Annotated in this window: 13 protein-coding genes and 2 tRNA genes; 7 read left to right on the top strand and 8 right to left on the bottom strand. The window is 44.1% G+C overall.

From position 1 onward, the window contains the following. Positions 1-520 precede the first annotated feature (520 nt). The gene (locus PSE7367_RS11120) at positions 521-1,405 is read right to left on the bottom strand and encodes a nucleoside/nucleotide kinase family protein (protein WP_015165444.1); all 885 of its coding nucleotides are present in this window, start codon (positions 1,403-1,405) and stop codon (positions 521-523) included. A gap of 611 nt (positions 1,406-2,016) precedes the next feature. Here PSE7367_RS11120 and PSE7367_RS21995 point away from each other — a divergent pair. From PSE7367_RS21995 to PSE7367_RS11105, 4 genes are all read left to right on the top strand, one after another. Beyond that, positions 2,017-2,157: a hypothetical protein gene (locus PSE7367_RS21995; protein WP_156800386.1), complete on the top strand. Its 141-nt coding sequence runs from the start codon at positions 2,017-2,019 to the stop codon at positions 2,155-2,157. A gap of 140 nt (positions 2,158-2,297) precedes the next feature. Continuing rightward, complete coding sequence (locus PSE7367_RS11115; RefSeq protein WP_015165443.1) at positions 2,298-4,784, top strand: MFS transporter; 2,487 nt, start codon at positions 2,298-2,300, stop codon at positions 4,782-4,784. Between the two features lie 105 nt (positions 4,785-4,889). Continuing rightward, complete coding sequence (locus tag PSE7367_RS11110) at positions 4,890-5,789, top strand: TauD/TfdA dioxygenase family protein (protein ID WP_015165442.1); 900 nt, start codon at positions 4,890-4,892, stop codon at positions 5,787-5,789. Positions 5,790-5,938: 149 nt separating this feature from the next. Next, positions 5,939-6,010: transfer RNA gene (locus PSE7367_RS11105), tRNA-Val, on the top strand. Positions 6,011-6,114: 104 nt separating this feature from the next. On the opposite strand, the gene PSE7367_RS23215 is transcribed toward PSE7367_RS11105, so the two are convergent. The 6 genes from PSE7367_RS23215 to PSE7367_RS11085 form a co-directional block, all read right to left on the bottom strand. Then, positions 6,115-6,234 (bottom strand): PFE-CTERM domain-containing protein, encoded by a 120-nt coding sequence (locus PSE7367_RS23215; protein ID WP_442712893.1) that lies wholly within the window; start codon positions 6,232-6,234, stop codon positions 6,115-6,117. A gap of 486 nt (positions 6,235-6,720) precedes the next feature. Next, positions 6,721-6,873 (bottom strand): hypothetical protein, encoded by a 153-nt coding sequence (locus PSE7367_RS21990; protein WP_156800385.1) that lies wholly within the window; start codon positions 6,871-6,873, stop codon positions 6,721-6,723. A gap of 122 nt (positions 6,874-6,995) precedes the next feature. After that, positions 6,996-7,700 (bottom strand): GUN4 domain-containing protein, encoded by a 705-nt coding sequence (locus PSE7367_RS11095; protein WP_015165441.1) that lies wholly within the window; start codon positions 7,698-7,700, stop codon positions 6,996-6,998. 54 nt (positions 7,701-7,754) lie between these two features. After that, positions 7,755-7,898, bottom strand: a complete 144-nt coding sequence (locus PSE7367_RS21985) for a hypothetical protein (protein WP_198013410.1) — start codon at positions 7,896-7,898, stop codon at positions 7,755-7,757. Positions 7,899-8,082: 184 nt separating this feature from the next. Continuing rightward, positions 8,083-8,547 carry a GNAT family N-acetyltransferase gene (locus PSE7367_RS11090; RefSeq protein WP_015165439.1) on the bottom strand — a complete coding sequence of 155 codons (465 nt, stop codon included), beginning with the start codon at positions 8,545-8,547 and terminating at the stop codon, positions 8,083-8,085. Positions 8,548-8,987: 440 nt separating this feature from the next. Further along, on the bottom strand, positions 8,988-9,869 hold the full coding sequence (locus tag PSE7367_RS11085) for an acyl-CoA desaturase (RefSeq protein ID WP_015165438.1): 882 nt from the start codon (positions 9,867-9,869) through the stop codon (positions 8,988-8,990). A gap of 265 nt (positions 9,870-10,134) precedes the next feature. On the opposite strand from PSE7367_RS11085, the gene PSE7367_RS11080 reads away from it, so the two are divergent. Beyond that, entirely contained in the window at positions 10,135-11,364 is a 1,230-nt protein-coding gene (locus tag PSE7367_RS11080) for a TetR family transcriptional regulator (RefSeq protein ID WP_015165437.1), read from the top strand. Positions 11,365-11,680: 316 nt separating this feature from the next. Here PSE7367_RS11080 and PSE7367_RS11075 read toward each other — a convergent pair. Next, positions 11,681-11,761 (bottom strand) — tRNA-Leu (locus PSE7367_RS11075). A gap of 152 nt (positions 11,762-11,913) precedes the next feature. Between PSE7367_RS11075 and PSE7367_RS11070 the strand changes: the two genes are divergently transcribed. Next, positions 11,914-12,267: a hypothetical protein gene (locus tag PSE7367_RS11070; protein WP_015165436.1), complete on the top strand. Its 354-nt coding sequence runs from the start codon at positions 11,914-11,916 to the stop codon at positions 12,265-12,267. 454 nt (positions 12,268-12,721) lie between these two features. Then, positions 12,722-13,966 carry an aldehyde dehydrogenase family protein gene (locus PSE7367_RS11065; protein ID WP_015165435.1) on the top strand — a complete coding sequence of 415 codons (1,245 nt, stop codon included), beginning with the start codon at positions 12,722-12,724 and terminating at the stop codon, positions 13,964-13,966. Positions 13,967-13,968 lie beyond the last annotated feature (2 nt).

Raw genomic sequence — 13,968 nt, 5'->3', positions numbered from 1 at the left:
ACAAACAAAAGTAAATATTTCGTAAGGTTTGTAAGGTTAATGATGATTAATTGATATCAATATAAATTAACTTACATTTGTATACTCTAGCTCACATCACCCAAAAGGATCGGTGATAAGAGTGATTTTCAATTGTGCGATCAATCACTGACATTCACTCCCACACAGATGCTTCGGTAATGCTTCGGTAATGCTTTGCTAATTATTGATGCAATTGGTTCAATAAACTTACCATGGCTGGCCTATGGTTTATTGCCGCATTATTCTGAGCAAAAAGCATTAGAGCGATTTGATTTGGATTTGTTGCTGGACAAAGTAAGCTACTGCCGATCAAAAATAACAATCCTAATTGCGATCGTTTTAATGTTTGACTCAAGCTCCAATCAGGCAAGAACGATGTCAGCCAAGAGCGGAATCAGGTAAATTCTTAATCCTAAGCCTAAATATTGCTACCGTTAGGATTACTAGATTTGTACTAGTTAAAAACAGTTAAAAAAGCGAGATTAAAAGCAAACTCAACTTAACCCAGGTAATCTTTAATTAAATGGGCGATCCGCTTGGGTTTCGTAGTAGAAGTATCAATGCAGAGGGTTCGTTCGGGGGCGATCGCCATTAACCTATCCTTCGCCGCCTGGGGGTCATAGTTTTGGCGTTCGGCAATGATGATCCGGAGTTTGCTAATTAGTTGATTTATTTCGATTTGGCCACTTTGAAGTAGGTCAAAAATTTCTTGCTCTTGGCCTGGATTAAAAATGAGCGCGGCATCGGGAACGCCAAGGCTGGAAAAATTATGGGGCAAGTTGGACTGAAGAGATTGAGTTGAATTAGTGCGATCGAAAGGATCATTGCGAGTTAAGAGACGCTTCAATCTAACTAAGTCGGGAGCTTCTAAAACAATGAATTGAGCCTGGGGTAGGTTGATTGCCCCATAACCGACCTCAGCGGCTCCGCGCAAGCCATCAAAAACCACCAATCCCTCAACCAGGCTAGAAGCAATGCTCATTTTGGCGATCACCTGAGCCATGCCGCCAGGATACTTTTGCCGAAACTGCCCTGTATAGTGAAGCCGTTCAACTCGATCGAGTTTTGCAATCTCACTTGCGATCTCACTTGCAATTTCAGAGGGGTCGGTTTTAGCATAACTGCCCAGCATCAAAGGAATTGTAATCCGATCGCTAATGGTGCGTCGATTTGGCAACAGGGTAAACCCAATCCCCAATTTCTGCATTGCGGCAGTGGCCGTATTTTTGCCAGCAGCGGTTACGCCCACCAGGATAATTAAAGGTACCTCAGCGATCGACTGGAATTGATTGGGTAATGGCGCACCAATACCTAGCCAAGGTAATAACTGAGCAAAGGAAAGCTGTAAATCGGCAGAGCTGGGTTCAGAAGTTTGGTCTGGCATCGCAAAGTGATTAATATAAGGCGATTGGCAGGTATATTCTAATTACTGGCGAACAAAGAGCTAATGGGAAACAATAATTACCGTTGAGCCAAGCGCGATCGTAACATGTTCAAAATCTCCAATAAATTTAGCCATGATTTGCAGCCACGATCGCCAGATCTAGATATCTAGATATTAAGTAATCTATAATATGCATGTATAGCAATCCAACTAAAGCTAAGTAGCTAGGTTTGGACGTTGCTTAAATACAGTTGGGATTTTTAAGCTATCAAGTTAGTATAGTTAGCTAACTTAATATCTGTTATCTATATCGATTAACGACTGTAGCGATTAGAAATAGGGAAACCAGTGTGGTAGCTAGCTATTCTTAAAACCAAATTAATTGACTTTACTCACTCTACATTAATTGTGGGGCGATTATTGACTGGCATATTCATTCCTATTTATTCTATGGGCTGAGCTCATGCAGAGAGCTAACCAGAGCCAAGACAAGGGGGAACATTGGGCTTGATTCTGCTTAATGGGTTCACTGATCTACCGTCTTATCCCTTAGTCCAATTATTCTGGTTGCCATGCAATTAAATTGCAATTGAATCGGTACAGATCGTGCATTGGTTGAATTACCGACGTTGGCGATCGCTGGCAATATCTTTCCTTGTTTAATATATATTAAGCTAGACCCTAAATCACTACGGGAAGCGGATTTGGGTTATGTTTTGGTATCATCTGGGCTAGATGATAAGGTGGGTTAGTTGCAAAAAGATAGCCATTTGACTATATCAAAAGCTTTGACGGCTCGCTTATACTACGCCATGTATAGAAAACTTTCTATATGCTAGGGCTCCTCATGCTTGACTAAGTAATCTAATTTCTAAATAAATTTAGCCACAGTATGTCTTCTACTCCAGCCAAGTCGAAAGAAACATCTTTTTTGACTAATACCGCGATCGCTAGCTTCATTTTGGCGATCGCATTGGCATTGCTGTTTCTGGTTGGTTTAGGAGATGCCTATCGCAACTATCCTAACTTTATTGTTGACAAGCTCAATGCCCAGGGACAGGTAGTTAAAAATTCGATCGAGACTTTTCTAAATGCTGGCCTTCCCGTTGAACAATTCTCTGGTTTTACGGGGCTCACCGATCCGCTGATTAAATCAGATCCAGATGTGGTTTTGATTGATGTGGTTGACCTTGATGATCAACTGATTTTCGAAAATAGCAAGGAAGGATATGCCTTCGATCAAACTAGCTTAAATAAATTTGCTAGAAGTGATCTGCAATCTGAAAATAGTGATTTTAGAGTCAGCGAAGATCAAAGGTTTTATCGGGTTGTTTTACCGCTAAGCAATAAGTTTGAGCAAGTTGGTCAGTTACATGTGCTGATGCCAAAACAGGCGATTAATGAACGGATTCGCCGCGAGTTTTCGATCGTAGCGATTGTCAGCATCGTGGCGATCGTGATCTTTGCAACTTTCGCGTTTTTCTTCTACAAAACCCTGTCGAGGGGAGGAAAGACCCGCAAATTAATGGAAATAGTCTATATTTCCCTGTATTTTCTGGTTGCTTCGGCGGTAGTGATCGCCCTAACTTTGCTCTATTCAGAAGGGATCAAAGCCAAAACTGAAGCGGTCACCTTTTCGCTCAGTAGCCGCTTGGAAGCAGCCGTTGATCTAGGTTTGGACCTCGAAGATTTTGAAGGGATTGAAGAAACTTTTGATAATTATGTAAGGCTCAATCCGGAAATTAGTTTTATTTCGTTGCGCGAAGACGGCGAACTGATGGTTAGCACCGAAGAGCCTGAAATTGAGCAGGCCTTGATTGCTGCTCAGCAAAACTTCTTTGAATATGAAGTGGAAATAAATCCGGAAAACAACCCTCACTTCCAGTTGTATGCAGTGCTGGTTAAATCCCCTAAAGATATTCTCTATGGCAGGTTGTGGCGTAGTGCCAAAAATTTTGTGGCTTTGTTTGTGGCCTCTGGGTTTGTCTCGATCATCTTTTTGAACTTACTCAAATCATTTACGGTTAATCCCCAACCTGGCACTGGGGAATATGAAGATCTGCAATTGCGGCGGATCGAGCCCTATTATTTTTTGGGTGCATTTGTAGATGGCCTGAGTCTATCGTTTTTGCCCCAATATTTAGAGGGTTTGGCGGTCAGGTCTGGTGCCGAAGTTGCGCTAGTTTCTACTCAGTTTACGCTTTATTTTCTGGGTTGGGGCTTGGCGATGATCCCGGCAGCTAAGCTGATTAACGATCGCGGTGTTAAGCCGGTTTTGCTGGCGGTTAGTGGTGCCAGTGTGATCATTGCGATTCTGATGGCAACTGTGAATGACTTTTATGTCATGTATGCGGTTAGATTCCTGGCGGGGGCGGTGCAGGGTATTTTGACCGTTGGCGTGCAATCCTATGTTTTGGAAATGGCTTCCAAACGCAAGAAGACCCAGGGCAGCGCGATGATGGTGTTTGACTATTTTGCGGGTAGGCTCTCTAGTACGGCGATCGGTGCGCTTCTCTCTGTTTATATCGGTGTAACTGGCGTGTTTTGGATTGCCACCGTGATTGCGATGGTGTTGGTCGGCTATGGGATGAAATTTGTGCCTCAGGTAAGGCCAATGCCCTTGGTGGGGGGAGGTCAAGCCCAGGAAGTGAGTTTGGAAGGAGCCCAGTTAGAGGAATCTTCAGCTTTGATGCCATCACCACCGGCAGAGTTAGAAGAACGTAGTTTCTTGCAAGATTTGATCGATGCAATTAAGGACTTTCGATTCCTTAGAACCCTGTTGTTTATTGGTATTCCCTACCGGGCGATCTTTACTGGTGTAACTGTATTTGCGATGCCACTGCTACTTGATCAACAAGGATTCATTGCCGAGGACATTGGTAATATTATGATGTTCTATGCAGCGGGGGCTCTGGCTGCCAGTGGCATTGTTAGCCGTCTGGTCGATCGCCTTGGTAATGCGCACATAGTTCTCTTCATTGGCACGGCCAGCAGTGGTTTGGGGCTGTGCCTGGTAGGATTGATGGCATGGCCGTGGATTTTGCAGCTTGATATACCATTCATGTCGGCGATCGTGGTGATCCTAGGGGTGTCGATCTTAGGTTTTGGGCATGGTTGCATCAATGCACCTAGTCTTACCTTTGTGACCCAAACCACCAAAGTAGCCGAAAAAATTGGCCAAACTACGGTTGGCTCTCTCTATCGTATGATCGAACGATTTGGGCAGATCTTAGGGCCAGTGTTGGTAAGTCAATTATTGTTCGTCAATGGTAAAAATCCCCTAACCATGAGTTGGATTGGATTGGCGAGTGTGATATTTGGCCTCATATTTCTGGTTGGGGTGAATAATAATAAGCCAAAGTCTGAGCAGATTTATTAGACTTGATGAACCTAGGCTGATTCAGGTAATTTTATCTGGTTAATTTGACTGGATTAATAATTTGCATATTGTGAGTCATTTATTTTTAAGCAGGAGATCGCAGTAATGGTATCAGTTCGTCGCTTAGGTAGTGAGATCGCCGCCGAAGTGGTGGATCTGGATCTGTCGCAACCGCTAGATGCTCAAACCCAAGCTGAGGTCTTGGCCGCATTCTATGAGCATCAGGTCTTGGCCTTTAGGAACCAGAAGCTTACGCCAGACCAGTATTTACGCTTTGGCAAGTATTTTGGTGAGCTAGAGCCGTTTTTCCTCAGCCGCTACAATCTGGAAAACTATCCAAATATTTATGTGCTGTCGAATGTGAAAAAAGATGGCAAGCTGATTGGTCGTTATGGGGCGGGGATGCATTGGCACACCGATCATACCTATCAAGATGCTCCCGCTAGTGCCACGTTTTTGTATGCGATCGAAGTGCCGCCTGAAGGTGGTGACACGTTGTTTATTAATAACTATGCTGCCTACGAGAGCCTGCCGGAGGAGATCAAGCAAAAGATCGAGGGGCTCAGGGCGATCCATCACTACCATACCCAAGAGCATCTCTACACGGCGGAAAGTAATGTTTCAGAAGAGATGCGCCAGCGCATTGCCTCCCACGGTCAGGAAGAGGGCGCAACCAAAACCGTGATTAAGCGATCGCAAACCGAGGTGCCAGATGTCACCCATCCGATCGTGCGTACCCATCCGGTGACGGGGCGTAAGGCCTTGTTTTTAAATGAAGCCCTGGCGATCGGGATTGAAGGGATGCCGGAGCAGGAAGGCAAGGAACTGTTGCAATATCTGTGCGATTGGTCGGTTGACCACACTGAAACCTATGCCCATAAGTGGCAGGTGGGTGATGTAGTTGTCTGGGATAATCCTTCGATGATGCATACGGGCACCTACACCGATCCTAAGTATCCCCGTACCCATTATCGCTTGACTACTACTGGCTCGGTTCCTTACTAAAATTTGGTTGGTAAGTAGAATTATTTTGCGATCGGTTAGCTTATTTGGTAGCGCCGATCGTAAATCTAATCCGCGATCGCCGTGAACAAGTAGAACTATTCTGCTATTATTTATAGACTAATTATTGCGTTATTGTGATTAGTCTTTGCGGACGATTAACTCAGCGGTAGAGTGCTACCTTCACACGGTAGAAGTCACTGGTTCAAATCCAGTATCGTCCATTAGTTTTTGCCAATCATATTTTTGTTAATCATATAAAAAGCGATCGCCCTGGTTGGAAAAGGTAGCGATCGCTGTTTGTTTTCATTTAGTTGCTCAGAACAAATCAGGCCAGGCTTTTTTGCTGCTTACGCTTCTTGATTAGGGTATAACCGCCAAACATGCCACCAAGTGCAAATAGCCCTAGCGAAGCCTCAAACTCAAAGGGAATAGGTACTGCAGACACGGTACTTACTGCAGTATCAATGAGTCGGTTTACACCACCCCCACATATGCCACCGCCGGCACCGTTGCAAATTTCTTGCCCGAACAGTGGTCTTTCGAAACCAAAATCGTCTAAAGGAAACGGCCAAGTTATATTGAAGAAAAGGTCTTCTCCACCGGTGCCAGTAAAACTGTTAGGCGGCAATTACCTTGGCGGCTGGATGACGATTACTTGGCATAAAAAGCAGATCGCCAGTTAGAAAATGAGATCGCCATGGGAGGAAGGCGACAACTAGAAAAAAAGAGATCAAAACGGAAAAAAAGAAAGATTTGAGAAAATTAATATCTTTTTAAACTATATTAGGGCAACACTATTTGAAATAAAACCTTACTACTATTGGCTTGGTGACTATGCCAAAGTACCAGGCGCAAAAGCCAAAGCCCAGGAAATAGTCGATCGCTACAACCGATAGCAATCCCGTCCTAGAAGATTGGGCATAGCAAAAAACTACTCATGTAGATAGTGAGTATTGTAATCATGACTTGCCCCACCCTGATGCAAAATCCGATAACCAGCGATCGAAAAGCCCACAAAAAGACCTACCAGGCTCAAGCAAACGATCGCCTCAGTTATTTGCTTCTTTTTCGTCTTTGTTTTCATCTTCAAATCACACGCTACCTATTAGGACAGTAGCATAATGATTAATTAATTACTGTTATTGAAGGTGGGATTTGGTGGGCAATCGCATGGTGCGATCGTTAGGATTTTTAGACAAGTTACATCTAGAACCCGCATAACGATAGCCTTTTAACCACCGGCTCTTGGCAACACCAATCCGATGTGGAAGTAGGATCGGGGCCAGGGATCGGATACTCAGACCCATAGCGATCGTGGCGAGAATACCATTGTCCTAGCTCATCTACACCAAAAAACTGCCTGCCGATCGAGGGTAATTGCCCCGCCAATAAAGCAACTGGTTCAGTTTGCTTAACTTGGTCAACATAATCAACGTCTTGAGCATCCCAACCTACTCTTTGGCTCATGGCAGCGATCGACTGATTCGGCAAATCATCCCAGATTTGTTTCTGCATACTAATACCATACTTCCCATCACTTGCTACTGCCCACAACCGATCGATCTGGTGCAGGTCAGTACATGCGATCGCTTTGTTCAAAGCTGTGCCCATGCTAGCAGGATCATCCCTTTTTAATTCAGCATCACGCTCAGTGGCAAGCAATTCCAATAGCTCGGTGGTAAGGCGATCGGCGTTATTCCATTCTCTTTGCGACAATAAAAATTGGATTTGTTTGAGACGATTTAGTTGTAGCCTTGGTTTCGCCAATGGAGTTAAGGCAACCGCACAAACTTGCATATCTTCAGGACACTTGCCATTGCGTTTTGCATACCAAGCATAGCCAATCCTAATCGTAAGCAAGCTCGCAACCAGACCACCAATGACCAGCAACTTCCCACGCATTGCCAACATAAATAGTTAATCCAGCTAATTCAATCTGGGCTGATCACTAACTATACTATTGGTTTATTGGTTCAAGTAGTAAGTGTTGCGGTGATTATATGAGCCTTCTCGATGCAAAATGCGAAAGCCCGCAAAGGCAAAACCAATAAACAGAATCAAAATCACTAAGCCGATCGCCGAGTCTTGCAGTTTTAGTTTCATTGTCATTCGTCCCAATCACTCGTCCTAAGTACATGACAGAAACTTAACATAGGTGAATTATATTTATCTAGCCACTTGGACGAAACCTACCTACTCCTACGAAACTGTCCAGAGTAGTATTTATGGGATATAAATATCGACTAGTTAAAGTTCCCAGGGTTATACAGGTTATTCCTGTCTAAACATCTCACTATTCAACCTCACAGGAAGATTGCAGCAAAAGCGATCGCAACATTGAATTTTCTTGATTATGCAATACCATCGTAGAGCTGGAATTAGGCTCAAACCCAATCCTGGCATAAAAGCTTTGCTGATGGGTTGTCATCAGATAAGTGCGTTCAACATTGCACACTTTTGGATGGGATAAAACAGTCTGGACTAGCTTTCGCCCCAGGCCACTGCCCTGATAATCGGGGTGAATAATTACGTCCCAGATCGTGGCGCGGTAAATGCCGTCGGAGGTAGCCCGGGCATGGCCAATTAATTTGTCCCCATCCCAAACCGTAATCACTGGATCAGAGTTGCCGATCGCAATTGCCAGGTCATCACTACTGCGTTCTTTGGCCCAAAATGCCACCAGGTTAAACAGGGCTTGAAGCTGAACTATGTCTATTTGATCGTGGCGATCGCAAAATCTGATGCGACGATTATCCATTCTCCTCCATCAACAAAGAATCAATCGGATTAATCAGGTCTAACTAAAAAAACAAGGGGCACTACCCCTTGCTTATATGATTACAAATTTATTAGTTTGATTCAGCAACAAAATTAACTAATTGGCAGCGATCGACTCACTCAATCCAGTTAACTTGGGTGCTTAACCAATCAACCAATCAACCACCTGGATCTAATAAATCTAAATAATCAGTAATTTTGAAAGTTTCAAAAGCAGCTAGTCAAGACAGGAATCCACTTACTTCAACTTATCTGCTGATCTGAGACTATACTGAACTGGCTGAGAGTATGTCTATTTAAAGATATTGGCTAAAGCTACAAGCTCATTTGCCTCAAGCTCTGGTTCTGCAATAGCTGCATCCAAATTTATTTATTAATCTAATTGCCCAGTTAACACCCGATCAATTAATTAATAATCAGCTAGCTCTTAGCTGGTTTAGATTGCCAGGGCTTATCAATATGAATATTCTTAGCCAGACCAAGGAAGTTAAGGAAGCGGATCGCTTGCCAGGTTAGGTCAATTTCCCACCAATTTAAGCCGGCTTTGGCAGATTTAGGATACATGTGGTGATTGTTATGCCAGCCTTCACCATAGGTAAGAATCGCTGCCCACCATAGATTAGTGGCGTGGTCATCGGCATCTGCAAAATTGCGGTAGCCCCATTTGTGGCAGGCGGAGTTGATCAACCAGGTAGAATGCCACAGGAACACAGCGCGAACAACCACGCCATAGAACATGAATTCTAATCCCTGACCTTGGGTTTGACCAATTAAGAAAAGAATGGCAGCCAAGGGGATTTGCAAGAGCAAAAAGTTCTGATCCAGAAATAGATAGTAGGGATCGTTAATTAGATCCTGGGTAAATCTTCTGTTGCTTTCGAGGCCAAAATGGTCTTCTCTGGCGCGTAGAATCCAACCCATATGGCTCCACCACAAACCGCGCTTAGCTGAGTAGGGATCTCTTTCGGTGTCTTCGGTAAAACCGTGGTGCATCCGATGGGTGCCAGCCCAAAAAATTGGTCCTCCTTCGATCGCCATTGCGCCGAGGGTTACAAAAACCCGCTCTAGCCATTTAGGCACATCAAAGCTACGATGGCTGAGCATGCGGTGATAACCCAGGCAAATGCCCAAGCTACCCAGCATCCAATGCAAAATAATCATTACGCCTAGAGCCTTCCAGGTAAAGAGGAAGGGGGCACCGATCGCGGCAGCGATATGCACAATGCTAAAAAAAGCAACACTGACCCAGTGAAGGTCTTGCCACCTCATCTTAAACGGTTCTTGCGAGCTAGTAGAAGTCATTTGGTTTTGTTTAGTATAGATAATAAGTTGTGAGTGTGAATTCCTGCTGGTATTGGCAAATCTTTAAGCCCAGCTAGCTGTAACTTTACGAGCGGGCTAGTTACTTTATTGAAATATAAAAGTTTATAGCTAAAACTTGTTACTTAACTTAATATAGCACTAATGTAAGTGACACTTGCATTTTGCTACTCCAAACAGAGTAACCTTGCTATGGTTAATAATGCAAGCAACACTTGCACATTTAATAATCTCTTCTGAATCTTGTATGGCTGCAACTCGTGTTCCGACTCGTCAAAGAATTATCAATACTGCATTAGAACTATTTGCACGCCAGGGAATTACCGAGACTACAACACGGCAGATTTCTGAGCAGGCGGCGATCAATGAAGTTACGCTGTTTCGTCATTTCGGTAACAAGCATGGGTTACTATTAGCAGTGTTGCAAGAATGTTTGCAAAAATATTTGCTGCTTACACAGGTCGGGGAGTCTTTGATGATTTCTGGTGTGTCGAGTGAAGGCGATCTTAGCCGTTTTTTAAGCTATTACATCAAAAGTTCGGTACATGCGCTGGAAAGTGTGCCGGAATTGTTGCGATCGCTGGTGGGCGAGGCTGGTCAATACCCTGCCGCCAGTAAACAGGCTTTGGCACAAGGGGTAGTGCAGGTCAATCAATCGATTTCCCATGCCCTTAAGGAATTGATCACCCAGGCTGATCTAGATTTGCCAGTACCACCGCTCAAGCTAGCTGCGTTAATTAATACCTGCATCATGGGCTATGCCGTGATTGCCCTGACCAGTGATGCCCAGGCGATCTGGTCGAATCAGGATGATTTTATTAATACTTTGGTTGATCTGGTTGGCCAGAATCTTGATCAGGTTAGTAACCTGAACGAAATCCCTGAAGCAACTGTGCGCAAAATTATGCTTAATGCTAAACAGCAAGGCGCAATGCCCTATGCGATCGCCTATTTGTTGTTTGCCACTGGGATCAAGGTTGAAGAATTAGTGCGGTTGCGTCGTCAAGACATTTTGGTTAGCGAAAAGGCCAGGCTATTGCGGATTGGTGGTAGCGATAGCGATCGCCTTGATGGGCAAAATTCAGCGCAGTCCACCAATGAACGGGTGGTGCCAATCAATAATAAGATTCTGGGGCATCGTTATGGTTCCGCTAAGAGTAGTCCCCTGGCAACCTACCTCAAAAATCGTAAAGATAGCCAGGAGGCGATGTTTTTGGTGGATGAGCATCGACCGATCCGGGTGGAGGATCTGCAACGATTTTGGTTTGATTGGTGTCGGGATTTGCGTAATCCAGATGGGAGCGAGATTGCCTTAGAGCAAACCCGTCATACCTGGGGAATTGAAATGTTGATGCGGGGTATGGAAGCGGATAATTTCCGCATTATCAGCGGGCTTAGACCTTCTGAGGTTAAGTTGTACCAAAATCGGGTGCAGGAGAAACAAGCGATCAATCAGGCGATCGCCCTGGATGCTTGAAGATGCTTAACAATTAAGGTGCTGTGCTTAATTCTAGCTAGATTGTTTGGGTTTGCTTAGTTATAGAGCTAGCTTATTTAGCTAACATCAGTTTGATTCAAGTCGATCAAAAATATTGCTCACTAATATCAAATCCTGTGGATCGACCACGAGCGCACTGCATGGCTAGCAATAATGGTGGTGTTTTTTACTCAATATTTTTTTACTCAATATATTTAATTGGGATTTTTATAGATAGATAGATAAGATATAAGCTTTTGAAGCGATCGCCAATATCTATAGAACCCAGGTTTAGCCAAGTCTATTTTTTAATTAATGCGGATGAGAGGACTCGAACCTCCACATCAAAGATACTAGAACCTAAATCTAGCGCGTCTACCAATTCCGCCACATCCGCTTTTTGCAATTCGATGCTATGCAGTATGTAATCATACTCTAATTTTGGATTTATGGATAGAGATGTTTGTAATGGACACTTTTGCATTTAAACGGCGATGCTAGAATTTTTGAAGTAATCCATTTACTCAATCCTTGCCTCTCCTCATCTCTGTGCAAATACACAAAGCCCAAAAGATAGATCAGCAGCAAGCCTATCCATGTCCTTGTCGTCGCAAGGCCAGGATCAATCCGATCGTTTTGACCGATGCTTTTGGTTGCGATCGCTGTTCTTTGATCTTTGTCGTTGAAGATAATGGCTATAGCCTGGTGCAACTTGGTGGTATCGATCCCTATCGGCGTGCCTGGCAGTGGATTGGTACTAAATGGCAAACCACCAAAAATATGGGTTCTAAATACCCCCTAGAATTCCCATTACGATTGATGATAAAAGCAATCTTGATTGTGTTAGCGGGGGTTGCGGCAATTTGGCTGGTGGCATTTCTGGTCAATATCATATTTGATTAGCTGGATCGATCGCAGCATTGGAAGTTCCAGCATTTTTGTGGTGGTTCTATTTCATTCAGGTTGGCTCCCTACCAACCATCTCAGCTACTGCACAAAATGTACAAAGATATAAAGCAAAGCTCAATTCATCCATAGACTTCTTGCCTAAATGCTCAAATAGCGGCTGAAATTGTAATTCTCTGCTGCTAAGCCCAGACTTTGGTGAGATATTGGGCTCATCATTCTTACCATTGCCTATTAGGGGTAATTCTAAGCGGCTTTAATGTTACTACCTGTGTTCTACTCAGGTAAAGTGAAAAGATGATCTCTAGACCACATTAACGATCACAATCATGGTTAGCTATTCCAAATCCAAAATTTGCGGTAGATTACTGATTAAACGAGATTCTCCATCTCTGGCCATTGTCGGCTGCAAAAATAGTGAACAAATATAAAACTTAGGTGGCAGATAACCATGCCAGACGATCTAATTGGTTTCGTCTATCACGCTCATGTTGCTTCGCTAGAGCTAGCAAGGCTTGATATTGAGGAAAAAAACCAGGCAATTCGTAAGTTAGCGATCGCAGTCAAACAAGAGCGAAACTTAATTTTGGAGGCAAATACCCTTGATCTAGAAGCAAGTCGGGAAATGGCGATCTCGGAAACACTCTTGGAATGGCTAAAGCTGACCCCAGAGCGATTGTTGGGGATTGCCGAATGTTTAGAGCATCTGGCTCAGGCTCCGAGTCCACTTTTGAATCAATTGGTGCAATATGGTTATAAGCGGGTGCCCCTGGGCACGATCGCCCTAGTGTATGAAGCTTTCCCTCAACTAGCTTTAATTGCGATCGGTATGTGCATTAAGGTTGGCAATAGTTTGATCCTGAAAGGGGGCAATGAAATTAGCCATTCTCAGCAGGCGATCGCCCAAATTGCTAAGATGGTGCTGGCCGATTGTGATTTACCCGAGGCAACTGCATTGGTGGCACCAGAGGGTAGTCCGCTGAAGGATTTGTTGACCCAAGAGCGATATTTACGATTGGTCATTCCCTATGGCAGGCCGATTTTTGTACAACAGGTATGTAAACAGGCAACTGTGTCAGTGTTGCCAACTGTGATGGGTAATTGCTATTTATATTTGTCGGATTCCGGTAGCCTGAAAGCGGTACATCGGATTGTGATCGCTAGTTTTGAAGGTGATCCAGAGGCGGTTAATGCGATCGAAAAAGTGGTAGTGCATCGTAGTTGGCTCGATCGCGGCTTAATTAAATGGCTGGCTACGCTCCAGAAACGTAATATGCGCCTCAAGGGTTGTGATGTAACCGTGGCCTATAGCCGCAATCATGGCGATCAATTATTAGAGGAAGTGACCCTAGAGAGTGAGTGGGGCAAAGCCTATTTAAATCAGACTATGGCGATTAAGGTGGTGGATGATCTAGAAGCAGCGATCGCCTGGATCAATCAATATAGCAGTGGCCATGCCGATGTACTTTTAACCGATTCGCTTTCAGAGACCCATGAATTCAGCGATCGCATTAATAGCAGCAATATTTATATCAATGCCAGCAATCAGTTTAGCCACCGCCGCGACTTGCCCCAGGGCGGCAGTGCCCAGATTTTGTTGGGGATGTCGAGCCTGAAGAGTCGTGGTGCTTCTCGCTATGCCGGCGCGATTAACCTGGAAAGCTTGACTACAACCAAACGGATCATTAGTGGTTAATT

The sequence above is a fragment of the Pseudanabaena sp. PCC 7367 genome, from assembly GCF_000317065.1.
Taxonomy (GTDB): Bacteria; Cyanobacteriota; Cyanobacteriia; order Pseudanabaenales; family Pseudanabaenaceae; genus Thalassoporum; species Thalassoporum mexicanum.
Note: the sequence above shows the minus strand (reverse complement) of the source record. Positions and strands in the feature narration are given on the sequence as shown.